Origin of the sequence: Streptomyces griseus subsp. griseus, assembly GCF_003610995.1 — a bacterium.
In the GTDB taxonomy this organism is placed as follows: Bacteria; Actinomycetota; Actinomycetes; order Streptomycetales; family Streptomycetaceae; genus Streptomyces.
The window spans coordinates 3,675,709-3,702,152 of the sequence record NZ_CP032543.1 but is presented as its reverse complement, the minus strand read 5'-3'; the positions used below and the strand labels follow the sequence as shown (position 1 = coordinate 3,702,152).

General features: G+C 71.7%; 16 protein-coding genes and 3 pseudogenes. 13 read left to right on the top strand and 6 right to left on the bottom strand.

Annotated elements, in window-relative coordinates; genetic code table 11:
• Nucleotides 1-65: 65 nt before the first annotated feature.
• A complete protein-coding gene (locus D6270_RS16440; protein WP_109164733.1) occupies nt 66-1,892 on the bottom strand; it encodes an acyl-CoA dehydrogenase in 1,827 nt (608 codons plus the stop codon).
• A 183-nt stretch (nt 1,893-2,075) separates the two neighbouring features.
• On the opposite strand from D6270_RS16440, the gene D6270_RS16435 reads away from it, so the two are divergent.
• From D6270_RS16435 to D6270_RS16425, 3 genes and pseudogenes are all read left to right on the top strand, one after another.
• Nucleotides 2,076-2,534, top strand: coding sequence for an SseB family protein (locus D6270_RS16435; protein ID WP_015609740.1), 459 nt, complete (start codon nt 2,076-2,078; stop codon nt 2,532-2,534).
• Between the two features lie 198 nt (nt 2,535-2,732).
• Nucleotides 2,733-3,688 (top strand): annotated as a pseudogene (locus tag D6270_RS16430) (pirin family protein).
• A gap of 123 nt (nt 3,689-3,811) precedes the next feature.
• A complete protein-coding gene (locus D6270_RS16425) occupies nt 3,812-4,933 on the top strand; it encodes an AI-2E family transporter (RefSeq protein ID WP_109164735.1) in 1,122 nt (373 codons plus the stop codon).
• A 45-nt stretch (nt 4,934-4,978) separates the two neighbouring features.
• On the opposite strand, the gene D6270_RS16420 is transcribed toward D6270_RS16425, so the two are convergent.
• Nucleotides 4,979-7,084: an ATP-binding SpoIIE family protein phosphatase gene (locus D6270_RS16420; protein ID WP_109164736.1), complete on the bottom strand. Its 2,106-nt coding sequence runs from the start codon at nt 7,082-7,084 to the stop codon at nt 4,979-4,981.
• Nucleotides 7,085-7,247: 163 nt separating this feature from the next.
• Between D6270_RS16420 and aspS the strand changes: the two are divergent.
• A pseudogene (gene aspS, locus D6270_RS16415) lies at nt 7,248-9,046 on the top strand (aspartate--tRNA ligase).
• Between the two features lie 274 nt (nt 9,047-9,320).
• The gene (locus D6270_RS16410) at nt 9,321-10,112 is read left to right on the top strand and encodes a L,D-transpeptidase family protein (protein WP_109164738.1); all 792 of its coding nucleotides are present in this window, start codon (nt 9,321-9,323) and stop codon (nt 10,110-10,112) included.
• Between the two features lie 211 nt (nt 10,113-10,323).
• Here the strand turns inward: D6270_RS16410 and metG are convergent, their stop codons facing one another.
• Complete coding sequence (metG, locus tag D6270_RS16405) at nt 10,324-11,937, bottom strand: methionine--tRNA ligase (protein ID WP_109164739.1); 1,614 nt, start codon at nt 11,935-11,937, stop codon at nt 10,324-10,326.
• Nucleotides 11,938-12,120: 183 nt separating this feature from the next.
• On the opposite strand from metG, the gene D6270_RS16400 reads away from it, so the two are divergent.
• Nucleotides 12,121-12,774, top strand: coding sequence for a response regulator transcription factor (locus tag D6270_RS16400; RefSeq protein WP_161031496.1), 654 nt, complete (start codon nt 12,121-12,123; stop codon nt 12,772-12,774).
• Nucleotides 12,771-14,060: a sensor histidine kinase gene (locus tag D6270_RS16395; protein WP_109164741.1), complete on the top strand. Its 1,290-nt coding sequence runs from the start codon at nt 12,771-12,773 to the stop codon at nt 14,058-14,060. The genes D6270_RS16400 and D6270_RS16395 overlap by 4 nt, the downstream gene beginning before the upstream one ends.
• Here D6270_RS16395 and D6270_RS16390 read toward each other — a convergent pair.
• Nucleotides 13,994-15,622: a VWA domain-containing protein gene (locus D6270_RS16390; protein WP_109164742.1), complete on the bottom strand. Its 1,629-nt coding sequence runs from the start codon at nt 15,620-15,622 to the stop codon at nt 13,994-13,996. The genes D6270_RS16395 and D6270_RS16390 overlap by 67 nt on opposite strands.
• A gap of 306 nt (nt 15,623-15,928) precedes the next feature.
• Between D6270_RS16390 and D6270_RS16385 the strand changes: the two genes are divergently transcribed.
• A complete protein-coding gene (locus D6270_RS16385) occupies nt 15,929-17,995 on the top strand; it encodes a PhoX family protein (RefSeq protein WP_109164743.1) in 2,067 nt (688 codons plus the stop codon).
• Nucleotides 17,996-18,252: 257 nt separating this feature from the next.
• Nucleotides 18,253-18,654, top strand: coding sequence for an RNA-binding S4 domain-containing protein (locus tag D6270_RS16380; protein WP_109164744.1), 402 nt, complete (start codon nt 18,253-18,255; stop codon nt 18,652-18,654).
• A gap of 86 nt (nt 18,655-18,740) precedes the next feature.
• Here the strand turns inward: D6270_RS16380 and D6270_RS16375 are convergent, their stop codons facing one another.
• Nucleotides 18,741-19,592 carry a hypothetical protein gene (locus D6270_RS16375; protein ID WP_109167407.1) on the bottom strand — a complete coding sequence of 284 codons (852 nt, stop codon included), beginning with the start codon at nt 19,590-19,592 and terminating at the stop codon, nt 18,741-18,743.
• Between the two features lie 185 nt (nt 19,593-19,777).
• Between D6270_RS16375 and D6270_RS16370 the strand changes: the two genes are divergently transcribed.
• From D6270_RS16370 to D6270_RS16355, 4 genes are all read left to right on the top strand, one after another.
• Nucleotides 19,778-20,185, top strand: coding sequence for a hypothetical protein (locus D6270_RS16370; protein WP_109164745.1), 408 nt, complete (start codon nt 19,778-19,780; stop codon nt 20,183-20,185).
• 180 nt (nt 20,186-20,365) lie between these two features.
• Entirely contained in the window at nt 20,366-20,989 is a 624-nt protein-coding gene (locus tag D6270_RS16365; protein WP_382772137.1) for an NADPH-dependent FMN reductase, read from the top strand.
• Nucleotides 20,990-21,051: 62 nt separating this feature from the next.
• Entirely contained in the window at nt 21,052-22,023 is a 972-nt protein-coding gene (locus D6270_RS16360) for an ATP-binding cassette domain-containing protein (protein WP_109164746.1), read from the top strand.
• Entirely contained in the window at nt 22,020-22,877 is an 858-nt protein-coding gene (locus tag D6270_RS16355; RefSeq protein WP_109164747.1) for an ABC transporter permease, read from the top strand. The genes D6270_RS16360 and D6270_RS16355 overlap by 4 nt, the downstream gene beginning before the upstream one ends.
• An 83-nt stretch (nt 22,878-22,960) precedes the next feature.
• Here D6270_RS16355 and D6270_RS16350 read toward each other — a convergent pair.
• Nucleotides 22,961-26,414, bottom strand: a pseudogene (locus tag D6270_RS16350) (ATP-binding protein).
• Nucleotides 26,415-26,444 lie beyond the last annotated feature (30 nt).

Sequence of the window (26,444 nt, the reverse complement as noted above, 5' to 3'; positions counted from 1 at the left end):
TGAAGCGCCGCCACCCGAGCGAATTCCGGATGGCGGCGCGTGTTGACGAAACAGACGAGCGATTCCTAGAACGCGGCCTCGTCCAGCTCCATCAGCGAGTTGTCGACGTTCTCGGCGAGCGCGCGCTCGGCCGAGACGCCCGGCAGGATGTTCGCGGCGAAGAACTTCGCGGCCGCGATCTTGCCCTGGTAGAAGGCCACGTCCTTGGCGGAGGCGGTCGGCAGCTTCTCGGCGGCCACGGCCGCGCCCTTGAGGAGCAGGTAGCCGACGACGACATCACCGGAGGCCATCAGGAGGCGGGTCGTGTTGAGGCCCACCTTGTAGATGTTCTTGACGTCCTCGCCGGTCGCGGTGAGGTCGGTGATCATCGTGCCGACGATCGCCTCCAGGTCCACGGCCGCCTTGGCGAGCGAGTCCAGCGCGGGGGCCAGCTCCTCGTTGCCCTGGGCGCCCGCGAGGAACTTCTTGATCTCCTCGGAGAGCGTGTTGAGCGAGGTGCCCTGGTCGCGGACGATCTTCCGGAAGAAGAAGTCCTGGCCCTGGATGGCCGTCGTGCCCTCGTAGAGGGTGTCGATCTTGGCGTCCCGGATGTACTGCTCGACCGGGTACTCCTGGAGGTAGCCCGATCCGCCGAACGTCTGGAGCGACTGCGCCAGCTGCTCGTAGGACTTCTCGGAGCCGTACCCCTTCACGATCGGGAGCAGCAGGTCGTTGAGGCCGTTGAGCGCCTTGGCGTCCTCGCCCGCGGCCTCCTTCTCCTGGATCGCGTCCTGGACGGTGGCCGTGTACAGCACGAGGGAGCGCATGCCCTCGGCGTACGCCTTCTGCGTCATGAGCGAGCGGCGCACGTCGGGGTGGTGCGTGATGGTGACCTTGGGCGCCGTCTTGTCCATGAACTGCGACAGGTCCGTGCCCTGGACGCGCTCCTTGGCGTACTCCAGCGCGTTCAGGTAGCCCGTGGAGAGGGTGGCGATGGCCTTCGTGCCGACCATCATGCGGGCGAACTCGATGATGCGGAACATCTGGCGGATGCCGTCGTGCTTGTCGCCGATCAGCCAGCCCTTGGCGGGGTGGCGGTCGCCGAAGGTCATCTCGCAGGTGTTGGAGGCCTTCAGGCCCATCTTGTGCTCGACGTTCGTCGCGTACACGCCGTTGCGCTCGCCCAGCTCACCGGTGGTCCAGTCGAAGTGGTACTTCGGGACCAGGAAGAGCGAGAGGCCCTTGGTGCCGGGGCCGGCGCCCTCGGGGCGCGCCAGCACGTAGTGGAGGATGTTCTCGGACATGTCGTGCTCGCCCGAGGTGATGAAGCGCTTCACACCCTCGATGTGCCAGGAGCCGTCCTCCTGCTGCACGGCCTTCGTCCGCCCGGCGCCGACGTCCGAGCCGGCGTCCGGCTCGGTCAGCACCATCGTGGAGCCCCACTGCTTCTCGACGGCGATCTCCGCGACCTTCTTCTGCTCCTCGGTGCCCTCCTCGAAGAGGATGCCCGCGAAGGCGGGACCGGAGGAGTACATCCACACGGCCGGGTTGGCGCCGAGCAGCAGCTCCGCGTAGCCCCAGATCAGGGAGCGGGGCGCGGTGGTGCCGCCGATCTCCTCGGGCAGGCCCAGGCGCCAGTACTCCGAGTCCATGAAGGACTGGTACGACTTCCTGAAGCTCTCCGGGACCGGCGCGGTATTGGTCTCCGGGTCGAAGACCGGCGGGTTGCGGTCGGCGTCGGCGAAGGAGTCGGCGAGCTCGTTCTCCGCGAGGCGGACGACCTCGTCGAGGATGCTCTTCGCGGTGTCGACGTCCATCTCCGCGAACGGGCCGGTGCCGTACAGCTTGTCGCGCCCGAGCACCTCGAAGAGGTTGAACTCGATGTCGCGGAGATTCGACTTGTAGTGCCCCATGGGAAGGCTCCGTAATCAATAGCAGTGGCGCACAGCGCCCCGGGGAGTGATGCGGGTCGGGCGACAGGCAGGCGTGGGTCCAGGCGGACGCGGGTGTATCAGCTGACCTCTACGATGATGCTACCCGTCAGTAATAAGGCGCAACCCCTCAAGCCGCAGATGTGTCCGATTACTCTTTGCGGCATGTACGGCTACGACCAGAACCCTGGTGCTCAGCAGCAGATGGGTCAGATGGGTCAGATGGGTGGCGGCTACGGCGAGCAGCCGCTGTATCCCGAGCCCTCCCCGCCCTCCCTGGCCGACGCGGTACGGGCCTTCACCACCGGCTCCCTCTCCGCCGAGGACTTCCAGCAGATCTTCGCCACGTCGAAGGTCTACTGCCCGCGCGGCGACAACCCCGGCTTCCTGGCGCTGCACAACACGCAGCAGCCCGTGATCCCGATGTTCACCACGCTCAAGGAGCTGCGGCTCTACGCGGGCAAGGAGTCCAAGTACTTCGTGATCACCGGCGCCGAGGTGATCGACCTGCTCCCCACGGGATACGGCTTCGTCCTGGACATGGAGGGCGATCACCGGATGGTCTTCGACGCCAAGGCGGTGGAGCAGATGGTCGACTTCGCGATGCGGCGTATGTACGGGTAGGGGTTCCGGGTCCGTGCGTTTATGACCTGCGGTTTTCTTGTACGGGTGAGGGCCTGCGCCGCTTCGGGCGCGGGCCCTCGCGCTGTCCGTGGGGGTGTCCGGACGTCCTCGTCGGCGGGCCGGGAATGCCGCACGCCTTGCAGGATGTTCACCATTCAACTAAATTCGTCCCAGCAGACTCGCCCGGAGGTGGCTCCCATGCCCGCAGTGACCGTCGACAACCCGCTGACCCTGCCCAAGGTGGCCGCTTCGGGTGACGCCGTGGCCCGTCCCGTGCTCGCCGTCACCACGGCGCCGAGCGGATTCGAGGGCGAGGGCTTCCCCGTCCGCCGCGCGTTCGCGGGGATCAACTACCAGCACCTCGACCCGTTCATCATGATGGACCAGATGGGTGAGGTGGAGTACGCCGCCGGCGAGCCGAAGGGCACGCCCTGGCACCCGCACCGCGGCTTCGAGACGGTCACGTACCTGATCGACGGCACCTTCATCCACCAGGACTCCAACGGTGGCGGCGGCACCATCGAGAACGGCGACACCCAGTGGATGACCGCCGGGTCGGGGCTCCTCCACATCGAGGCGCCGCCGGAGTCGCTCGTCCTGTCCGGCGGGCTCTTCCACGGGCTCCAGCTCTGGGTGAACCTGCCCAAGGCCGACAAGATGATGAACCCGCGCTACCAGGACATCCGCGGCGGCGAGGTGCAGCTCCTCACCTCCCCGGACGGCGGCGCGCTGCTCCGCGTCATCGCCGGTGAACTCGACGGGCACCAGGGCCCGGCATCACCCACACCCCGATCACGATGATCCACGCCACCGTCCGGCCCGGGGCCGAGGTGACCCTGCCCTGGCGCGAGGACTTCAACGGCCTCGCGTACGTCATGGCCGGGCGCGGCACGGTCGGCGAGGAGCGCCGGCCCATCCGCCTCGGGCAGACCGCGGTGTTCGGCAGCGGCTCCTCGCTGACCGTCCGCGCGGACGAGAAGCAGGACGGGAACACCCCGGACCTGGAGATCGTGCTCCTCGGCGGCCGCCCGATCCGGGAGCCGATGGCGCACTACGGGCCGTTCGTGATGAACAGTCAGGCCGAGCTGCAGCAGGCCTTCGAGGACTTCCAGGCCGGCCGCCTCGGCACGGTCCCGGCGGTCCACGGCATGTGACACCTCGGTACGGCCCTTGAGGTCCACCTCGTGCGGAGCCTCAGGCGGCCGTCCCTGACGCCCCGTCACCCGTACGGTGGCGGTGGGCGGGCCCGGTGACGCGCGCCGTGATCGGGTGGGAGGGTGCCCGCTTCCAAGCCCCTCCTGCCCGACGGCGCCCGCCGCACGGCCGCCTGGTGCGGTGTCGTCCTGCTGGTCGTGGGGGTCGCCGCCGTCGGCATCTGGCTGGTGGTCGCCCTCAAGACGGCGGTCACACCGGTGCTGCTCGCCCTCCTGGGCACCGCCCTGCTCGGCCCCGTGCACCGCTGGCTCATCGCCCGCCGCCTCAACCGCTCGCTGGCCGCCGGGCTGACCTGTGCGGCGCTCGTCGGGGTGGTGGGCGGCGCCGGGTACATCGTGGTCACCGCCCTCGTCGACTCCGGCGATCAGATCGTCCGCTCCCTGAAGGACGCCGGGCAGTGGGTCGTCGACCATTTCGACATCGGCGGCAACACCGACGTCGACAGCCTGGCCGACAACGCCAAGAACCTGGTCGAGAAGTTCGGCGCGAGCGCGGCGGGGGGCCTGCTCAGCGGGATCAGCCTGATCGGCACGCTGGTGGCGACCAGTGTGCTGGCGCTGCTGCTGACCTTCTTCTTCCTGCGCGACTCCGACCGGGCCGTGGACCTCGCGCACGCGGTGGCCCCGCGCGGCACCGGCGATCTGGTGGAGGCGATGGGGCGCCGGGCGTTCGAGGCCGTCGAGGGCTTCATGCGCGGCACCACGTTCATCGCGCTGATCGACGCCGTGTGCATCACGGTGGGCCTGCTGATCCTGGATGTGCCGGGGGCGGTGGGGCTGGGCGCGCTGGTCTTCGTCGGCGCCTACATCCCGTACCTCGGCGCCTTCATCTCCGGCGCCGTCGCCGTCCTGGTCGCCCTGGCGGACCGGGGCTTCGTGATCGCGCTGTGGGCACTGGGGGTGGTCCTCGCGGTCCAGGTGCTGGAGGGCCATGTGCTCCAGCCGGTGATCCAGAGCCGTACGGTGCAGATGCACCCGGCGATGATCATGATCGCCCTGACGGCGGGCGCGAGCGTGGCCGGTCTGATGGGCATGCTGCTCGCGGTCCCGATGTGCGCGGCGGCCTTCGGCGTCCTGGGCGAGCTGCGCAGGCGGTCGGGAGGCGGCGGCGGTGCTTCCGGCCCGTCCGGCGGCAGCAGTCCCGGCCCGTCCGGCGGCGCCCATTCCAGCCCGTCCGGCGTTTGAGGGCCAAACCCTCCCGCGGGAGACCTCGCCCGGAGCCCCCGGGCCTCAGGGACCCGCCCCACCCGCCTCGTACAGCTCGAACCAGATCGACTTCCCCTCCCCCCGCGGATCCACCCCCCACGCGTCCGCCAGCATCTCCATCAGCACCAGCCCCCGCCCACTGGACGCCATCTCCCCCGGCCTCCGCTTGTGCGGCAGCTCGTCGCTCGCGTCGGCCACCTCCACCCGCAGCCGCCGCTCCCCCCGCTCCCCGGAGACCTCCGCCGCCATCAGCGCGTCGCCGTCCGTGTGGACCAGCACATTGGTGGCCATCTCCGAGACCATCAGGACCGCCGAGTCGACCTGCTCGGGGTCCTTCCAGTCGTGCAGCAGCTCCCGTACGAGCTGGCGGCCCACCGAGATCCGCTCCGGCTCGGCCTGCGCGATGGTCAGGACGCTCCGGCGGGCCGGCGTCGCCGGCTCCCGTACGCTCTCCCGCCGCAGCACCAGCACCGCGATGTCGTCCTCGCGGCGGTCGGCGAGCGGCCCGGTCGTGTAGTGCGAGGTCGGCCCGTGCACGGCCTGGACCAGGGCGTCGGCCATCTCCTCCAGGTCCTCGGTGGGCTCCTCCAGGACCGGGCGCAGCCTGCCCCAGCCGGTGGCCATGTCGTGGCCGCCGGTCTCGATGAGGCCGTCCGTGCACAGCATGATCGTTTCTCCGGGCTCCAGGACGACCCGGGTCGTGGGGTAGTCGGAGTCCGTCTCGATGCCCAGCGGCAGCCCGCCCGCCGTCTGCCGGATCACCGCCGTGCCGTCGGCGCTCACCACCACCGGGTCCGGATGGCCCGCCCGGGCGATGTCCAGCGTGCCGGTCTCCGGGTCGACCTCCGCGTACAGGCAGGTCGCGAAGCGCGACGCGGAGGGCTCGTCGCCGCCCGCCACCCCTTCGTACGCGTCGGTCAGCCCGGAGAGGAAGCGCGAGGCCCTTGAGAGCACGGCGTCCGGGCGGTGCCCCTCGGAGGCGTACGCGCGCAGGGCGATGCGGAGCTGTCCCATCAGCCCGGCGGCCCGTACGTCATGGCCCTGGACGTCACCGATGACCAGGGCGATCCGGCCGCTGGGCAGCGGGATCATGTCGTACCAGTCGCCGCCCACCTGGAGCCCGCCGCCGGTCGGCACGTACCGCGCGGCCACCGTCATCCCCGGGATGTCCGGCCCCAGCGTCGGCATCATCGACCGCTGGAGCCCGAGCGACAGCTCCCGTTCGGTCTCCGCGACCCCGGCCCGGGCCAGCGCCTGGGCGAGCATCCGGGCGACCGTCGTGAGCACCGCGCGCTCATCGGGCGAGAACCCCACCGGATGCCGGAACCCGGCCATCCACGCGCCCATCGTGCGGCCGGCGGAGACCAGCGGGAGGTACGCCCAGGACTGCCGGCCGAAGCGGCGGGCGAGCGGCCAGGTGGCGGGGTAGCGGCGGCGGTACTCCTCGGGGGAGGGGAGGTAGATCGCGCGGCCGGTGCGGACCACCTCGGCGGCCGGGTAGTCGGTGTCCAGGGGCATGTCGGTGAACGGGTCCTCGTCCTCCGGGCTCTGCCCGTGGTGGCCGATGATCGTCAGCCGCTCCCCGGCCGAGCCGAAGACCGCGAGGCCGTCCGGGGAGAACCCGGGCATGGAGAGCGACGCGGCGACCCGCAGCACCTCCTCCGTGGAACGGGCCTCCGCCAGCGCCCGCCCGGCGTCCAGCAGGAACGCCTCCCGGGACCTGCGCCAGTCCCCGGTGATCGGTGTGTGCGGGCCGACGGAGCCCAGCTGCGGCTCGGCGACCTCCTGGAGCGTGCCGATGAGGACGTAGTCCGTGGAGCCCCGCTCCCCCGGGACGATCGGCTTGGAGCGGCTGCGTACGGTACGCAGCACCTTCCCCCGCTCGTCCACGATCCGCAGCCGTGCCTCGGCCAGGGTGCCCTCGGCGACGGCCAGGTTCACGACGCCGTAGATCTCGTTCCAGTCGACCGGGTGGAAGCGGGAGCGCACCGCCGCCTCCCGGTAGCTGCCGGGCTCGGGGGGCAGGCCGAGCAGCCGGGCCGCCTCCGCGTCGAGTGTGACCGTGCCGGCCGCGTTGTCCCAGCGCCACAGGCCGGTCGCGATCGCGGCCAGGACTTCCTCGGTGCGCATTGCCCCACTTTAGGAAGATGTGCTCTCCGTACGCCACCGAGGGGACGCCGAGCGCGGGCCCCCGCCGGGTGCGGGCGGCAAAGGGAAATGAAGAGGCCCGGCCCCGGGCGGTAGCCTGGGGAAGCTCAATCCACACCTAACCGCGAAGACTGGATGAACGACGATGCATCGGTACAGGTCCCACACCTGCGGCGAGCTCCGCGCCTCTGACGTCGGCACCGACGTCCGGCTGAGCGGCTGGCTGCACAATCGCCGAGACCTGGGTGGCATCCTCTTCATCGATCTGCGCGACCACTACGGTCTGGTGCAGCTCGTCGCCCGCCCCGGCACCCCCGGCAACGAGGCCCTGGCGAAGCTCACCAAGGAGACCGTCGTCCGGATCGACGGCAAGGTCTCCGCGCGCGGCGCCGAGAACGTCAACCCGGAGCTGCCGACCGGTGAGATCGAGATCGAGGTCACCGAGGTCGAGGTGCTCGGCGAGGCCGGCCCGCTGCCCTTCACGATCAACACCGAGGACGGCGTCAACGAGGAGCGGCGCCTGGAGTACCGCTTCCTCGACCTGCGCCGCGAGCGTATGCACCGCAACATCCTGCTGCGCTCGGCCGTGATCGCCTCCATCCGCTCCAAGATGGTGGCCCTCGGCTTCAACGAGATGGCGACCCCGATCCTCACCGCGACCTCCCCGAGGGCGCCCGTGACTTCGTCGTTCCGTCCCGGCTGAACCCCGGCAAGTTCTACGCGCTGCCGCAGGCCCCGCAGCAGTTCAAGCAGCTGCTGATGATCTCGGGCTTCGACCGCTACTTCCAGATCGCGCCCTGCTTCCGCGACGAGGACGCCCGCGCGGACCGCTCGCCGGGCGAGTTCTACCAGCTCGACGTCGAGATGTCCTTCGTGGAGCAGGAGGACGTCTTCCAGCCGATCGAGAAGCTGATGACCGAGCTCTTCACCGAGTTCGGCAACGGCCGCGAGGTCACCTCGCCGTTCCCGCGCATCCCGTTCCGCGAGTCGATGCTGAAGTACGGCAACGACAAGCCGGACCTGCGGGCCAAGCTGGAGCTGGTCGACATCTCGGACGTCTTCGCCGACTCCGGGTTCAAGGCGTTCGCCGGCAAGCACGTCCGCGCCCTGCCCGTCCCGGACACCGCTGGCCAGTCCCGCAAGTTCTTCGACGGCCTCGGTGAGTACGCCGTGGAGCACGGCGCCAAGGGCCTGGCCTGGGTGCGTGTGGGCGAGGACGGCGCGCTGGCCGGTCCGATCGCCAAGTTCCTCACCGAGACCGACGTCAAGACGCTCACCGAGCGCCTCTCGCTGGTCCCGGGCCACGCGGTCTTCTTCGGCGCGGGTGAGTTCGACGAGGTCTCCAAGATCATGTCGGCCGTCCGGGTCGAGGCCGCCAAGCGCGCCGGCCACTTCGAGGAGGGCGTCTTCCGGTTCTGCTGGATCGTCGACTTCCCGATGTACGAGAAGGACGAGGAGACCGGCAAGATCGACTTCTCGCACAACCCCTTCTCGATGCCCCAGGGCGGTCTGGCCGACCTGGAGGAGAAGGACCCGCTGGACATCCTGGCCTGGCAGTACGACATCGTCTGCAACGGCATCGAGCTGTCCTCGGGTGCCATCCGTAACCACGAGCCCGAGCTGATGCTCAAGGCCTTCGAGATCGCCGGTTACGACCGCGAGACGGTTGAGCACGAGTTCGCGGGCATGCTCCGCGCGTTCCGCCTCGGGGCTCCGCCGCACGGTGGCATCGCCCCGGGCGTCGACCGCATCGTGATGCTGCTGGCCGACGAGCCCAACATCCGCGAGACGATCGCCTTCCCGCTCAACGGCAACGCCCAGGACCTGATGATGGGCGCCCCGACCGAGCTGGACGAGTCCCGGCTGCGCGAGCTGAACATCCAGCTGCGCAAGCCGGTCGCGGCGAAGGGCGCGAGCGCGTCGGAGAAGCCCGCCGCCAACTAGTCCGTACGGTCCCGCTCTGCGGATGTTTCACGTGAAACAGCCCCCGGTCACCCGATCGGGGGCTGTTTCGTTGCGGGAGCGCGCGAGCCCGTGACCGGCGGGCGACGCGGTACAGCCGGATGGCCCCGGTTCGGATTCGGCGCCGCCGGGTGCGGCAAAGACTGGCACCGAGACGCCCCTCTCGTAGCGAGACCCGCTCTCCCGCCGAGACACCCCTCTTGCGCCGCGTGCCGCCCCGCCACGCCGTCCGCCGTCACCCGAGGAGCCCGCCACCGTGTCCGTCCCGCTCCGCCCGTCCGCCCTGCTCGCCGCACCGCTCCTCGTCCTGGCCCTGCTGCTCACGGGCTGCGCGTCCGGCCCCGCACCCGTGAGGACGCCCGTCGCGGCCCCGGGCCAGGGCGCCCCCGGCCCGGAGTCCGACGCCGCCTCCGTACTCCGCGCATCGCCCTCCGCGGAGCCGACGCCGAGCCCCGCCGAGATCCCGGGCCTGGGGCCGCAGACCCGGGCGGAGATCCCCGAGGAGGCCCGGCAGGCGTTCGTGGTCACCGGGGAGGACGAGGACGCCAACCGGTCCAGCGCGGTGCTGTACAGCCGTGAGGACCCGGCGGAGGGATGGGTCGCCGTAGCCGGTCCGTGGGATGCCCACAACGGCATGGCGGGCTGGACCGACCACCACGTGGCGGGCGACCTGAGATCCCCCAAGGGCGTCTACTCCCTCACCGACGCGGGCGGCCGCCTCCCCGACCCGGGCGCGCTGCTCCCGTACGACGAGCAGCCCCGGTTCGCGGTGGACGGCGAGGGCTTCTTCGGCGAACCGCTGGAAGGGTCCTTCGACTACGTCGTCGCGATCAACTACAACCGTGTGGAGGGCGTCACCCCCCTGGACCGCGACCGCCCCCTCGGCCCCGAACGCGGCGGCGGCATCTGGATCCACGTCGACCACGGCGGCCCCACCCAGGGCTGCGTCTCCGTCCCGCAGGAGCGCATGGAGGAGCTTTTGCGCACCCTGGACCCGGAGTTGAAACCGGTGATCGTGATGGGGGACGCGGATTCGCTGAGGCGGTGAGCGCCGGTCCGTACGGTGCGGGCGTTCCCCGACGGCGTCCTCCTGGCCGTCGAGGTCACCTCGTCGGCCAGACCGTCACCCTCCCCGACCCGGTCGGGATCGAGCTGGACACCGAGCCGCTCACGAACTGGGCGCGCCGCCCCGGCGCCGTACGTCAGGAGCCCGGGACCCCATGCGGTGGTCCCGGGCTCCTGACGCGCGTACGAACGCGTTACGCCGGCTTCTCCTCCAGGCGCGGGAACAGCACCGCGCCCTTCGTCACCGTCGCGCCGGCGGGCAGAGTGCCCCAGGCGCCCGCGTCCTGGACCCTCTGGTCGGCCAGGGCGCCCAGGGACTCCTCGGCCCCCAGGGACTCCCACAGGCTCTGCGAGGTCTCCGGCATCACGGCGTTCAGCAGGACCGCTACCCCGCGCAGGGCCTCGGCGGCCGTGTACAGGATGGTCGCCAGGCGGGCCTGGCCCTCCGGGGTGGTGTCCTTGGCCACCTTCCACGGCTCCTGCTCCGTGATGTAGCCGTTGACCTGCTTCACGAAGTCGAAGATCGCCAGGATGCCGGACTGGAAGTCCAGCTCCTCGCCGATCTTCTGATCGGCGGTCTCGACGGCCTTCGCCAGGCCCTCGCGCACGGTCCGCTCGGCGTCACCGGCGGCCGTGGCCTCCGGCAGCGTGCCGCCGAAGTACTTGCCGACCATGGCCGCCACGCGCGAGGCGAGGTTGCCGTAGTCGTTGGCCAGCTCGGAGGTGTAACGGGCGGAGAAGTCCTCCCAGGAGAACGAGCCGTCGCTGCCGTACGCGATGGCCCGCAGGAAGTACCAGCGGTACGCGTCCACGCCGAAGTGCGAGGTCAGGTCCTGCGGCTTGATGCCGGTCAGGTTCGACTTGGACATCTTCTCGCCGCCGACCATCAGCCAGCCGTTGGCGACGACCTTGCCGGGGAGCGGCAGGCCCTGCGCCATCAGCATCGCGGGCCAGATCACCGCGTGGAAGCGGAGGATGTCCTTGCCGATCAGGTGCACGTCCGCCGGGAACGTACCGTCGAACTTCTCCTGGTTGGCGCCGTAGCCCACGGCCGTCGCGTAGTTCAGGAGCGCGTCGATCCAGACGTAGATGACGTGCTTGTCGTCCCACGGGACCGGGACGCCCCAGTCGAAGGTGGAGCGCGAGATCGACAGGTCCTGGAGGCCCTGCTCGACGAAGTTCACGATCTCGTTGCGGGCCGACTCGGGCTGGATGAAGCCCGGGTTCGCCGCGTAGAACTCCAGCAGCTTCGGGCCGTACGCGCTCAGCTTGAAGAAGTAGTTCTCCTCCTTGAGGAGCTCCACCGGCTTCTTGTGGATGGGGCAGAGCTTCTGACCCGCGAACTCGCCCTCGCCGTCGAGGAGATCGCCGGGGAGCTTGTACTCCTCGCAGCCCACGCAGTACGGGCCTTCGTACCCGCCCTTGTAGATCTCGCCCTTGTCGTACAGGTCCTGCACGAACTCCTGCACACGGTCGGTGTGCCGCTTCTCCGTCGTCCTGATGAAGTCGTCGTTCGCGATGTTCAGATGCTCCCAGAGGGGCTTCCACGCCTCCTCGACGAGCTTGTCGCACCAAGCCTGCGGAGTGACGTTGTTCGCCTCGGCCGTGCGCATGATCTTCTGACCGTGCTCGTCCGTGCCGGTGAGGTACCACACCTTCTCGCCGCGCTGGCGGTGCCAGCGCGTGAGCACGTCGCCTGCGACGGTCGTGTAGGCGTGGCCCAGGTGAGGAGCGTCGTTGACGTAGTAGATGGGGGTCGAGACGTAGTACGCCGTCGCCCCCTGCTTCTCGGATCCAGTGGCCGCCATGGTCGAAATCCTAACGGTCCGTTGAAGATCCACTCACATCGATAACCGGGGGCTCCGCGGGCGGGTGGAGCCGTGCCTTCCGGTGGAGAGCTTTGCGAAACATCCCTTCCCGTAATGGTTCCCCCAGGAAAGTCGCATCCTGGGAGGGAGCGGACAAGCGTGCACGAGGCAGGGGACATCACCATGCGGGTACTGGTCGCCGAGGACGAGGAGATCCTCGCGGAACTGGTCGCGACCGGGCTGCGCCGGGCCGGCTTCGCGGTCGACACCGTCTACAGCGGGGACGCGGCCCTGGCCTACCTCGGGCTGCACGACTACGACGTCGTCGTCCTCGACCGGGACCTCCCGCGCGTCCACGGCGACGACGTGGCCCGCCGGCTGGTGGCCTCCGGCTCCCGTACGCGAATCCTGATGCTGACCGCCTCCGGCGCCATGGAGGACCGCGTCGCCGGACTCGACCTCGGCGCCGACGATTACGTCAGCAAACCGTTCGAGTTTCCCGAGCTGGTCTCCCGGGTCCGCGCCCTGCGCCGCCGCAGCGCCAGACCCGTACCGCCGCAGCTGGAGCGGCACGGCATCCGACTCGACACCGTACGGCGCTCCGCGCTCCGCGACGGCCGGGAGCTGGACCTGTCCCCCAAGGAGTTCACCGTGCTGCAACTGCTTCTGGAGGCCGACGGCGGGACGGTCAGCGCCGAGGAGCTGCTGGAGCGGGCCTGGGACGCCAACGCCGATCCGTTCACCGGGGCCGTACGCGTCTGCATGAGCAAACTCCGGGCCAAGCTCGGTGAGCCCGCGCTGATCCGTACCGTCCAGGGCGTCGGGTACGCCCTGTGAAGCGGCCGGGCCGGTTCCGGCTGCGGCGGCTGGTGGAGGCGTCGAAGCTGCCGCACTCCACGATCCGCACCCGCATCGCCCTCGTGTACGGCGGTGTCTTCCTGGTCCTCGGCACGGCTCTGCTCGCCACCGTCAACGTGGCCTCCCGCGCGGGTACGGACTCCGAGGCGCGCGCCATCGCCTCCTCCGCCGTCGTCGTACCGCCCGGGTACACCGTCAACGGGCCGTTCATCGCCCGCAGCCCGACCGGCGGCCCCACCGTCTACGAACTGACCGACCACGTCAGCGACGCGGCGAGCAAACAGCACATGTACTGGTCGATCGCCGCGCTCCTGGTGATGACGGCGGGCGCGGTCGGCGTGGGCTGGTGGATCGCCGGACGGGTGCTGCGGCCCGTGCACGCCATGACGGCGAAGGCCCGTCGGCTCTCGGAGCGGACGCTGCACGAGCGGATCGCCTCCAGCGGGCCCGACGACGAGCTGAAGGAGCTGGGCGAGACCCTGGACGCGCTGCTGGCCCGGCTGGAGAAGGCCTTCGACAGCCAGCGCAGGTTCATCGCGAACGCCTCGCACGAGCTGCGGACCCCGCTCGCCACCCAGCGCGCGGCGATCCAGGTGGGGCTGGACGACCCGTCGCCCGAGGACCTCGTCCGCACCCGGCAGACGCTGCTGGACACCAACCGGCGCAGCGAGCGGCTCATAGAGGGGCTGCTCGTGCTGGCCCGCAGCGAACGGGGGCTGGCCGCCGACGAGCGCGAGGACGTCCGGTTCGACCGGGTGGTGGCCGAGGAGGCGGCCCGGCATCCGGGGGTGCGGCCGAACCCGGGGGCGGGGGCGCGACCTGCGGTGAGCGTCGAGGTGGCGGCCTGCCCCGTGCGCGGCAACCGGCTGCTGCTCTCCCAGCTGGTGTCGAACCTGCTGGCCAACGCGTTGACGTACAACGTGCCGGGCGGTTCGGTGGACATCTCGCTGACGGAGGACGGGGCCCTGGTGGTGCGCAACACCGGCCCGGTGGTCTCCGAGGCCGACATCGCGGGGTTCTTCGAGCCGTTCCGGCGAGGTGAGGGCCGGGACCGGATGGGCCCGGGGTCGGGCCTCGGGCTGTCGATCGTGCGGTCCATCGCGGTGGCCCACGGCGGTACGGTCACGGCGGTACCTGGCCCGGAGGGCGGCGGTCTCGCCGTGACCGCACGGCTGCCGGTCGACCGGCCTGCGGTCGATCAGCCCTCGGAGCGGGCCTCGCGCGCCGCGATCCAGGCCGGCACCCCGGCGAGGATCTCCCGGTAGAGCTCGGCGTCCGCGATCTCGCGCGGGGCCGGGCCCGCGTGGAAGAAGGCGGCGTTGGGGGCGCCCAGCCTCCGCAGGAAGTCGAAGCCCTTACCGTCCTGCTCGCCGAACCCGACGAACTGGAAGAACAACGGCAGCCGCGCCGCGTCCGCCAGCGCCTGGCGGGCGAGCTGCTTGGCGTCCGGCGGGCCGTCCGTCTGGAAGATCACCAGGGCCGGTCCGTCGGCCTGCGACTTCTCGTGGTGCGCCACGATCTCCTCGACCGCGCGGTGGTAGTTCGTCCGGCCCAGGCGGCCGAGCCCGGCGTTCAGCTCGTCGACGCGGCCCTCGTGGGCGGCCAGCTCGATCGTGCCGGTGCCGTCGATGTCGGTCGAGAAGAAGACGACGGGCACGGTGGCGTCGGCGTCCAGGTGGGCGGCGAGCGCCACGGCGCGGTCGCCCAGGTGCTGGGCGCTGCCGTCCCTGTAGAACGGCCGCATGGAGCCCGAGCGGTCGAGTACCAGGTAGACGCGGGCGCGGAGCCCGGTCAGCCCGTGCGCCTTGAGCGCCGCCTGCGCCGCCTTGTACGAAGCGACGAGCTGGGGCGCGCGCTGGGTGACCCGGGCGAGAGGGGTGGCGGGCTTGGCTGCGGGGGTCGCCTTGGGGGGCTCGGGGATGGTGGGGATGGCCGCGGCCGGTTCGGGGGCCGCACCGGTGGTGGCGGCTTCGTCGACCTCGGTGGGGGCTGCGGTCTTCGGGGCTGCCTCCGCTGCGGGGGCTGCTTCCGCTTCCGGCTCCGGCCGGGCTTCCGGCTCAGGCGCGGTGGCCTGGGCCTCCGGCTCAGTGGCCGGCTCCGGGGCGAGGTCGAAGTCGATCGTGATCGGGGTCGGCTCCGCAGCGGGCTTCTCGACCGGCTTCACGGCCGGGTCCGGTGCCGGCTCCTCGGCCTTCACGGGCTCGGCGGCGGGCTCGTCCGCCTCGACGGGCCCAGCGGCCTTCACCGGCTCCGCAGCGGGCTCTTCCACGGTGACCGGCTCAACGACGGGCTCCGGGACGGATTCCGCTTCCGGCTCGGCGACGGCCTCGGCAACCGGCTCGACCGCCCGTTCCGCGACCGGCTCGACCACGGGCTCCGAGACGGTCTCCACGCCGGCGGTCTCCGCCTTCGGCTCCACGTCCGGCTCGGCCTTCGGCTCAACTACCGGCTCCGCGACGGGCTGCGCCTTCGGCTCCGCGTCCGGGCCCGAACTCTGGGCGGGGACGATCGGCGAGGGAGAGGACGTCGTCGGGGTGGCGGCCGCCTTGTCGAACGCCGCGGCCACCAGGTCCGCGGCACCGGCGTCATCGTCGGTGGTCCCGGTGGTCTTCGCGCCGGGCGACGTCGGGGCCGGGATCGAAGCCTTCGGCTCGGACGGCTTCGGTTCGGACGCCTCCGTCCCCGACGTGGACCCGGCCGCCGAAGTGGTCTCCGGCTCCGCCTCCGTGGACTGGGTGCGCTCGGCCTGGGGCGGGACGGTGGCCGTGGTCGGCTCGTCCTGCTCCGTGCGGCCGAACACCTTGCGCAGCAAGCTCCGAATGCCCATGGGCGAGGCCTTTCGCATGAGTTGGGTGCGGGGAATGTCCGACCTGGGCGATTTCATCCCTGGCCAGGACGGATACGTAAGGTTAGCGGCCGGATCCGGCCGTTCGCCGGTCCGGCCCACCCCTGCGCCAACCGAGCCGGAACCGATCCCGGGCCGATCCCGGGCCGGCGGCCGGGGCCGTGGACCCGTACGGCTGCAAGGGAACAGCGGTGACCCGGACTTCACCCGCCGTTCACCGCACGTCCCACGGACCGGGTGAGGGCGGCCCTACCGTCACGCACGACACACCGACGGAGGGAATCCCACGTGCGTAATCTGCTGCCGCTCATCAGCCCCCACCCGGGCGGGCGTTCCGCGTTGACCTGCCGCTACCGCTGTGGGGACGCCTGCTTCCAGGAGGTCCCGAACACCAGCGACAACGAGTACGCCGGCGACATCATCGCCCGTGCCGTCTCGCGCCGCTCGATGATGCGCACGGCCGCCGTCGTGACGGTCGCCGCCGCGGCCGGGACGGCCGCGCTGACCGGCCCGGGTACCCCGCAGGCGGAGGCCGCCGCGCTCGCCGGACACGGCCACCGACCGAACCCGCCGAAACCGGCCCCCTCCGGCGCCCGTGGCCTGAGGTTCTCGCCGGTCGCGCCCAACAAGGACGACAAGGTCTCCGTCTCCGACGGCTACAGCCAGAACGTGGTGATCCGGTGGGGTGAGCCGATCCTGCGCGGGGCGCCCGCCTTCAACCCGGAGAAGCAGTCCGCCAAGGCGCAGGCGGGCCAGTTCGGTTACAACAACGACTTCCTCTCGCTGCTCCCGCTCCCCGGCGAGCGCGGCCGTCAGGTTCTGGTCGCCAACCACGAGTACACGAACGAGAACCTCATGTTCCGTGGCTACGATCCGGCCAACCCCACGCGCGAGCAGGTGGAGATCGCCTGGGCCGCGCACGGACTCTCCGTGGTCGTCGTCCAGGAGGAGAGCCGCACCGGCAAGCTGGGCGTGGTCAGCCGTCACCCGCTGAACCGCCGCCTCACCGCGACGAGTGAATTCCGGCTCACCGGTCCGGCCGCGGGCAGCCCCCTGCTCCGTACGTCCGCCGACCGCACCGGCCGCAAGGTGTTCGGCACCCTCAACAACTGCGCCGGCGGCACCACTCCGTGGGGCACCACCCTGCACGGCGAGGAGAATTTCAACCAGTACTTCGCCAACGCCACCACCGCCGAGCACAAGCGGTACGGGATCGGCACCGGCGCCACCGAGCGCAAGTGGGAGCGGTTCGACCGGCGGTTCGACCTGGCGAAGGAGCCCAACGAGGCCAACCGCTTCGGCTGGGTCGTCGAACTCGACCCGTACGACCCGGACTCCACCCCGCGCAAGCGGACCGCGCTGGGCCGGTTCAAGCACGAGGCGGCCCAGCCCCGGCTGACCTCGGACGGCCGCCCGGTCGTCTACATGGGCGACGACGAGCGGTTCGACTACCTCTACAAGTTCGTCTCCAGCAAGCGGATGAAGAAGGGCAACTCGCGCGCCGCCCGCGAGCACAACCTGACGCTGCTGGACGAGGGCACGCTCTACGTCGCCAAGCTGACCGGCGACTCCCCGGCCGCCGAGATCGACGGCACCGGAAAGCTGCCCTCCGACGGCGAGTTCGACGGCAGCGGGGTCTGGATCCCGCTGGCCACCGGCACCACCTCGCACGTGCCGGGCATGACCGCCGAAGAGGTGTACGTCCACACGCGGCTGGCCGGTGACAAGGTCGGTGCCACCAAGATGGACCGGCCCGAGGACGTCGAGCCCTCGCCGCGCACCGGCCGGGTCTACGTGGCGCTCACCAACAACACCGACCGCGGCAAGGAGGGCAAGGCCCCGGCGGACGAGGCCAACCCGCGCAACGCCAACAAGCACGGGCAGATCCTGGAGCTCGCGGAGAACTGGGACGACCCGGCGGGCGACGGGTTCGCCTGGCGGCTCTTCCTCGTCGCGGGCGACCCGAACGACCCGTCGACGTACTTCGCCGGGTTCCCCAAGGACCGGGTCAGCCCCATCTCCTGCCCGGACAACGTGGCGTTCGACGCGCACGGCAACCTGTGGATCTCGACCGACGGCAACCAGCTCGGTTCGCACGACGGCCTCCTCGGTGTCGCCACCCGCGGTGACCGGCGTGGTGAGCTGAAGCAGTTCCTGACCGTCCCGACCGGCGCGGAGACCTGCGGGCCGGTCATCCAGGACCGCCGCGTCCTGGTCGCCGTCCAGCACCCGGGCGAGGTCGACGGCGCCTCGGTGGAGAAGCCGGCGAGCATCTGGCCCGACGGCCCGGGCAAGATCGTCCGCCCCTCCGTCGTCGCGGTCTGGCGCAAGGACGGGCGCGACATCGGGGTGTGACCCCGAACCCCATGGGGTGAACCGCTCATCAGGCCTGTGCCCCCTCCGGTGCGGGCCTGATGTGCGTCCCTCAAAAGTGTGGCTGGGGAACGGAACCGGGAGCCCACGGTGAACGGCAGGCGCGGCCGACATGTGCTCGGCGGCGCCGGGTACGGTGCACCGCACCTGTCGACCAGGAAGGACGCCCATGGGCTCCCCTCCCGCCGGTCCGGACGTTCCCGGCCGCTGGTCCGTCCACCCGGACTACAGTCGTACCCATGGTTTCCGGTGACGCGCCGCAGGCGGAGGGAAGCGTCCGGGTCGACGTGTGGATCTGGTCGGTCCGGCTGACGAAGACCCGTGCCCAGGCGGCCGCGGCCTGCCGGGCCGGCCATGTGAAGGTCGGTGGCGAGCGGGCCAAGCCCGCCCAGGCCGTCCGGATCGGCGACGAGGTACGGCTCCGGCACGCGGGGCGGGACCGGGTGGTCGTCGTCTCGAAGATCGTGAAGAAGCGGGTCGGTCCGCCGGTGGCCGCCGAGTGCTTCGTCGACAACAGCCCGCCCCCGCCGCCGCGCGAGCTGGCGATCCAGGTTCCGGTACGGGACCGGGGCACCGGCCGGCCGACCAAGCGCGACCGCCGTGAGATGGATCGCCTCCAGGGACGTCCGCCGGAGCTCTGAGCCGACCGGCGGTCCTCCGTGCGGGTTCTCTCCCGTTGTTCCACGTGAAACGTCGGCACGGCTGTTTCACGTGAAACGTCGGTACGTCACCCCGGCCCGGCCCTCCGCCGCCCCAGCAGCACCCGGGCCAGCACCGCCCCCACCAGCAGGACCGCGCCCACGGCCAGCACCACCCACACCGTGGTCCGCAGCGACGCCGTCAGGGCGTCGACCACCGCGGCCGCCGCGTCCCGGTCGGCGCCCGGAACCTCCTCCAGCGCCCGGCTCCGGCCGACCGCCACCAGGATCCGCAGCGCGATCGCCCCGAGGACGAACCCGGCGCCCACGGCCGCCGTAGCGGTCAGACCGGCCCGGAGCCCTCCCCGTACCGTCGCGATGCCCACCACCAGCACGAGCAGGACCAGCGTGGCGATGGCCGGCCAGATGCTGCAGTAGCGCAGCCAGTGGAACGAGTCCCTGAGGGTGTCCGCCCGGTCCGCGCCGATCACCGTGATCTCGGTCCGCTGGACGGGGATCTGGTCCGCGAAGGGCACCCCCCGGTTCACCAGATCCTGCTTGACCTGCTGGATCACCGGCCCCAGGTCGATGGTGACCGCCTCTCCGCTGTCACCGTCCAGCGCGGCGGTCACCGCCTCATGCGCGGTCCGGTTGGCGGTGTCCCAGGCGTTCGCGAAGGCCTCGGTGGAGGTGAAGGACCGCACGGTCTCGTGCAGGAAGTCCCGGACCGTCTCCTGGAGCGGGCCGAGGTCGATCTGCTCCATCGCCTTGTCGGTGATCAGCTCCGTGACGGTGCTCTGCACCGCCGGGTCGGAGGAGAGCGGGGAGACGGCGGCGACGTACCGGTCGGTGTCGTCGATCTCCAGGTCGACCCAGGCGGAGAGCGCGCTGAACGGCACCAGGGCGGTGAGCAGGACGATCAGGACGGCCGAGAGCGCCATCGAGGCCGTCGAGACGGCCGAGGCCTTCGAGGGCGCCGCAGCAGAGGTCAGCACTGCTCCAGGAAATCCCGTCCCGGGCCGGACCGCTCGGGGCCGTACGCCGTTCGAGTTGCCGGGCCGCGCGGGCGGGTGTGCTCTGGAGGAACGGGGGCGCGCGACGGGGGCGAGGGAAGGAGCTGTCCGCGATGGTCACACACGCAGCCATGCCCGGCCGGAAGAGGGCCCGCGCGCATGCACGGCCCCGCAGTCTCACTCCGTACGCCGTGGCGGTGCCGCTGGCGCTCGGCATCATCTACGGCTTCTACGCCGCGTTCATCCGCCGCGACGGCGGCCCCAGCACCGGCGGGCAGGTCGTCCTGGGACTCGTCTCCGGTGCGGCGGTGGCGGCCCTCTGCTTCGCGCTGGGCCGGATCCAGCGGTCGCTGCCGCACGGGGTGCGCGCCCTCGCGTACGGGGCCCTGACCGCCTGCGCCGTCGGCTTCCTGGTGAGCCTCACCGATACCGGCGTGCTGCGGTCGACCGTGCTGGGCCTGGTGGTCGGCGTGGGCGTCTTTCTGTCCACGTTCTACTTCTTCTACTCACGGGAGCGCTGACCGCCACTGACCCAGGGACCGGTCGCGAGGAACGTTCCAGCCGAGTACACCGGCCGTGGGCGCGGCCGCCAGATCGCATCTGGCGGCCGCGCCCCCGCATCTGGCGCCCAGGAGGTGAGGGAGCGGGAGGAGGAGCGAGCGATGCCGGACGACCGAGCGATGCCGGGCTGGACGGACGGCGTGACGGACGACAGGGAGACCGACGAGACCGGGAGGAACGGGGGGAACGAGGAGACCGGGGACGGTGGGGATCCGCTGCGGGTCGCGGTGATCATCGGCAGCACGCGCGAAGGGCGCATCGGCGACGCGGTCGGCCGATGGTTCGTGGAGCGGGCTCGGGTACGGGGCGAGCTCGACCTCGTCGTGCTGGACCTGGCGGAGTTCGACTTCCCCGTGCACTACCCGGAGCGGGCGACGGAGCAGATGACGGAGTTCGCCGGGGCGATCGGGGAGGCCGAGGCCTTCGTCGTGGTCACCCCGGAGTACAACCGCTCCTTCCCGGCCTCCCTCAAGCAGGCCATCGACTTCGCGTACGACGAATGGCAGACCAAGCCGGTCGGCTTCGTGAGCTACGGCCACGGCTCGTCCGGGCTGTACGCCGTGGAGCAGCTGCGCTCGGTCTTCACGGAGCTGCACACGGTGACCCTGCGCAACGGGGTCGCCCTCGACTTCCTGCACACGCCGCTGGAGGACCACGCCGGCGCCTGCGCACGGGACCGGGCGGTGCGGCTGATGCTGGACCAGCTCGGCTGGTGGGGCCGGGCCCTGCGCGAGGCGCGGGCGGTCCGCCCCTACGTCCCCTGACACCCCCTGGCCCCTCACCTCCACGCCCCGAACTTCGACGACGACGCACAAGGAATGGATTCATGAGCACTGAACTGGCCATCGAGACCACGGGGCTGGTGAAGGTCTTCGGCGAGAACCGCGCGGTGGACGGCGTCGACCTCGCGGTCCCGACCGGCACCGTCTACGGGGTCCTCGGACCCAACGGTGCCGGGAAGACCACCACCGTCCGGATGCTCGCGACGCTGCTGCGCCCGGACGACGGATCGGCCCGGGTGTTCGGCAAGGACGTGGTGAAGGAAGCCGACGCGGTCCGCAGCCGGGTCAGTCTCACCGGGCAGTACGCCTCGGTCGACGAGGACCTGACCGGCAACGAGAACCTCATCCTGCTCGCCCGCCTCCTGGGCCACTCCAGGACGGCGGCCCGTGACCGGGCGGCCCAGCTGCTCGAAGGGTTCGGGCTGACCGAGGCGGCCGGCAAGCAGGTGAAGAACTACTCGGGAGGCATGCGACGCCGCATCGACATCGCCGCCTCCATCCTCAACACCCCCGACCTGCTCTTCCTGGACGAGCCGACCACCGGACTCGACCCGCGCAGCCGCAACCAGGTCTGGGACATCGTGCGCGCGGTCGTCGCCCACGGCACCACGGTCCTGCTGACCACGCAGTATCTCGACGAGGCCGACCAGCTGGCCTCCCGGATCGCCGTGATCGACCACGGCCGGGTGATCGCCGAGGGCACCAAGGGCGAGCTCAAGGCCTCCGTCGGCTCCGGCACCGTCCACCTGCGGCTGCGCGACGCCGCCCAGCGGCCCGAGGCCGAGCGGGTGCTGTCGCTCGAACTCGACGCCACGGTCCAGCTGGACGCGGACCCGGTGGCGCTGACCGCCCGGGTCGACGCGCACGGCTCCGACCGGGGCGCGGCGGAACAGGCGGCACGGGCCCTGGCCGAGCTGGCCCGCTCCGGCATCACGGTCGACAACTTCTCGCTGGGACAGCCCAGCCTCGACGAGGTCTTCCTCGCTCTCACGGACAAGAAGGGAGTGGCGGCATGAGCACCGCGACCACCAAGACGGAGCTGGAAGACGTCGCGCTCGCCCCGCCGGACCAGGAGCGTCTCTCGGCCCTCCTGGTCGGCCTGGACCGGCCGCCGAGACCCAGCGCGCTGTCGGCCTCCCTCACCTTCGGCTGGCGCGCCATGCTGAAGATCAAGCATGTGCCGGAGCAGCTCTTCGATGTGACGGCTTTTCCGATCATGCTGGTCCTGATGTACACGTACCTCTTCGGAGGGGCGCTGGCCGGCTCCACACAGGAGTACATCCAGTTCCTGCTGCCCGGCATCCTGGTGATGAGCGTCGTGATGATCACGATGTACACCGGCGTCTCGGTCAACACCGACATCACCAAGGGCGTCTTCGACCGGTTCCGTACGCTGCCGATCTGGCGGCCCGCGCCGATGGTCGGCTATCTGCTCGGCGACGTCCTGCGCTATGTGCTCGCCTCGGTGGTGATGCTGACGGTCGGCATGATCATCGGCTTCCGGCCGGACGGCGGAGTGCTCGGGATGCTGGCGGGGGTGGCCCTGCTGCTGGTCTTCGCGTTCGCGTTCTCGTGGATCTGGACCATGTTCGGGCTGCTGCTGCGCACGGAGAAGTCCGTGATGGGCGTCAGCATGATGGTGATCTTCCCGCTGACCTTCCTCAGCAACGTCTTCGTCGACCCGAGGACGATGCCGGGCTGGCTGCAGGCCTTCGTGAACAACAGCCCGATCACCCATCTGGCCACGGCGGTACGCGAGCTGATGGCGGGCAACTGGCCCGCATCCGACATCGCCTGGTCGCTGGGGTGGGCCGGGGCGATCATGGCTGTGTTCGGTGTCGTGACGATGAGGCTCTACAACCGCAGGTGACCGGCCGGGCGTGGCCGACGAGCAGGTGATGTCGGTGACCCCGGCGCCGGATCGGCGCCGGGGTCACCGGCCGTCGGCCCAGGTCACAGGCGCCAGTCCGGCGCCTGGCCCGGGCGGTAGGCGCAGGTGGTTCCGGTGGTCACGGACTCCCTCAGGTGCGCCGCCAGTTCGGGGTGGAGGGAGTCCAGCTTGCGCAGGGTGTCGCGGATCCGGGCGGTGACCGTCTTACGGGCCCGCTCGGTCCGGTCGTCCAGGCGGCGGCTCCGGCCACCGAGCCCCGCCGCGGTGCGCAGCTGGTCCAGGAGGGCCTGCCGCTCCCGGTCGTACGCCTCGACCTGCGGGGTGTCGTTCCGTGCCGCCGCGCGGTCTATCTCGGCGTCCAGCCGGTCCAGATGTTCCTTGTACCGGCGCTTGGCCTCCTCGTCGAGGACCGGGTCGCCGCCCATCCGTCCGGCGGCGACCACGACGTTGCCGCCCTCGGGGGCGAGCAGCTCCACGGCCGGGACGTCGGCCCCGGGCAGCCCCAGCAGGCTGTGCAGGTCCCGCAGCCCCTTGGCGTCGGGGACATGCACGGTCCGCCCGTCCCAGCGCAGCTGCCATACGGAACCGTCGCGGCGGAACTCGGCGGCGGGGGCTACGGGTGCGGGAGCGGCAGCTTCAGGAGCGGGGGAGCGGTCGGTGGCCGGCGGGAGTGCGCGGGGGCGGGGCTTTCGGCGGCCAGGTGGTGCAGGCCCAACTCGTCGGTCTCCCGACCCACTTCGGCCAGCAGCGCGCGGGCCCGGCCGGTGTCGCCCGGCTCCGCGCGGGCGAGGAGGGAACGGGCGAGGTGCAGCCGGGCCCGTACGGCCCAGGGGCGGGCGCCGAGGCGGTCCGCGGAGGCGGCGGCCTCGGTGAGCGCGGCCACCGCCGCGTCCCGGTCGTCCCGCGCGGCGGCGAGCATCCCGAGCCAGAGGTCGACGGGGCCGCCGATGTCGCACCCGTACAGCGAGACGACCCACTGGCCGGTGTAGGGCGTGAGCTCGTCCTCGGCGCGGGTGATCAGGCGCCGGTCGCCGGTCGTCGCGGCCGCCTGGGCCAGCAGCCGGAGCCAGAGTGGCATGAACGCCCGCGGATAGGGGGCCGCGCGGTCCGACTGCTCGGCGATCAGGCGCAGGGCCGGAGCCGCGTCGCCCTGCTCCACCGCGGTGAGCGCCTCCAGCAGCCCGGGATACGGATACCGGGCGCCCGGCAGCGCGGCGAGGACCTTCTCCGCCTCCGCGAACCGCCCGCGCAACAGGTGCAGGGACCAGTGCAGATGGCACCCCATGAAGCCGAACGTCTCGTGGTCCTCGCCCTCCAGACCGAGCTCCTCACCGCTGAGCGCGTCGGCGGCCTCGGTGAACCGGCCCTGGAGCGAGGCGATCAGGCTGCCGTCGACTGCCACGGCCAGGGCGAACCGGGGCAGCGCCGAGCGCTCGGCGGCCCGGATGAACCTGCGGTACTGGTCGATGAAGGCCGGGTCGCCGAGCTCCAGCAGGGCCACCCACCGCATCGAGGTGGCGTGCAGCTCCATGTCCAGGTTCTGGGTGCGGCGGCCGACGACGGCCATCTCGTCGGTCAGCCCGAGCCGCTCCACCGCCGAGCCCGGACCCCATACGGAGTCGTGGCGCGCCCAGAGCGAGAAGGCGAGGGCCTCGTCGTCGGAGCCGTCGCGGGCGAGGGCCATGATGTGGATGGCCAGCTCCTGCGCGAGCCGGTCGGCGGAGAGGCTGTCCTGCCCGTCCTTGCCGGTGACCTTGCGGTGCGCCTCGCCCAGGAACGCCACCATGAACGCCTCACCGTCGCCCAGCGTGCCCCGGCGGTACAGGGTGATCGCGACCCGGGCCAGCAGCTCGGGATCGTCCAGCTCCCGGGCCAGGTCGACGGCCCGGTCCAGCAGGCGGCCCGCCTCGGCGGCCTCCCCGGCATGCCGCAGCTGTTCACCGAGGTCGAGGCAGATGAGCGCGGCCCGGCGCCGATCGGGCCCCGGCCCCGGGGGACCCGCACCCGGCCCGCTCCCCGTCGCCCCCGCACCCGGCCCAGGCCCGGGAGGTGCGCCACCCGGCCCGCTCCCCGTCGCCCCCGCACCCGGCCCACGCCCCGGCGATCCCCCGCCCGGCCCCGGCCCAAGGGATTCCCCGCCCACCCCGCTCCCTGTCGCCCCGTCCCCCACCGCACCGCCCGCTCCCGGCTCCCCCGACGCCAGCGTGAGGGCACGGCGGTAGTGGCCGATGGCCTCCTCGTCGGCGAGGCGCCCCGAGGCGTCCCGGGCGGCGGCGAGCAGCAGATCGATCCGGCGGTCGCGCTCCAGCTCTCCCCCGGCCAGGTGGGCGTGGCGGGCGAGGTCCCCGGGCCGCACCCCGTCGTCGAGTCCGCCGTGCGCGTCCAGCGCCCGTACGGCGGCGGCGTGGCGGCGGCGGGCGTCCGCGTCCCCGAGGGAGGCGTACAGCGTCTCGCGGAGCAGGTCGTGGGCGAAGGCGTAACCCCCCGAGGGGCGCGGGACGACGACCCGGGCGACGATCGCCGACTCCAGCAGCCGCTCCACCTGGGGACGGGCGAGCCGTGCACCACGGCCAGCACCTGGCGGCGGAACTCCCGGCCGAGCACGGCGGCGGTGGTCAGCAGCGAGACGACCGGATCCGGCAGCTGGCTCAGCCGCTGCCGGACCGCCTCCCGCACCCCGGGCGGGATGGTGGAGACAGGGCTGCCGCTGTGCCAGAGCCGGGCCGTCTGCTCCACGAAGAACGGGTTGCCGCCGGTGCGCCGGTGGACCTCGTCGACCAGCCGGGGCTCGGGCTCGCGGCCCGTCGTCACGGTCATCAGCGCGCCCACCTCGTCACGGCCCAGGCCGGTCAGCGTGAGGGTGGCCGAGGCGCGCGAGACGAGGGGCAGGATCAGCTGCTGGAGCGGGTGGCCGGGTGCCTCCACCTCGACGTCCCGGTAGGTGCCGATGAGCAGCAGCCGCTCGAACCAGGCGTGCTGGGCGGCGAATTCGAGCAGCCGGAGCGAGGCCGGGTCGGCGCTGTGGAGGTCGTCCAGGACCACCACCAGCGGGCGGCTCTGGGAGACGGTGACGAGGGCCGTGGTCACCGCGTCGTACAGCCCGAAGGCCTCGTGACCGTCGGACGAGGCCCCGCCGGGACCGGACGCCCCGTCCCCGTCCGCATCTCCCGCGGCCGTGCCGCCGCCCGTCGCGTCCCCCAGGAGGACGCCGAGCCGTCCGTCCGCCGCCTCCTGGGCCGCCGCCCACTGCGCCGCCGTGGCCGAGCGGCGCAGGCCGCGCAGCACCTGCACCCAGGGCCAGTAGCCGGGGGTGCTGTCGGAGTCCCAGCAGGAACCGCCGACCACCAGCGCCCCGCACCGCCGCGCCTCGTGGGCGGCGTCGGTGACGAGGGTGGTCTTCCCGATCCCGGCCTCGCCCGTGACCAGCACGAGCCCGCCGTGGCTCTCCGTGGCCCGGACGATCTCCGAGCGGAGGATGCCTGCGGGGTGGTCGCGCCCGAACAGAGCAGGGGTCATGACCACACGATAGGAGGACCCACTGACAAC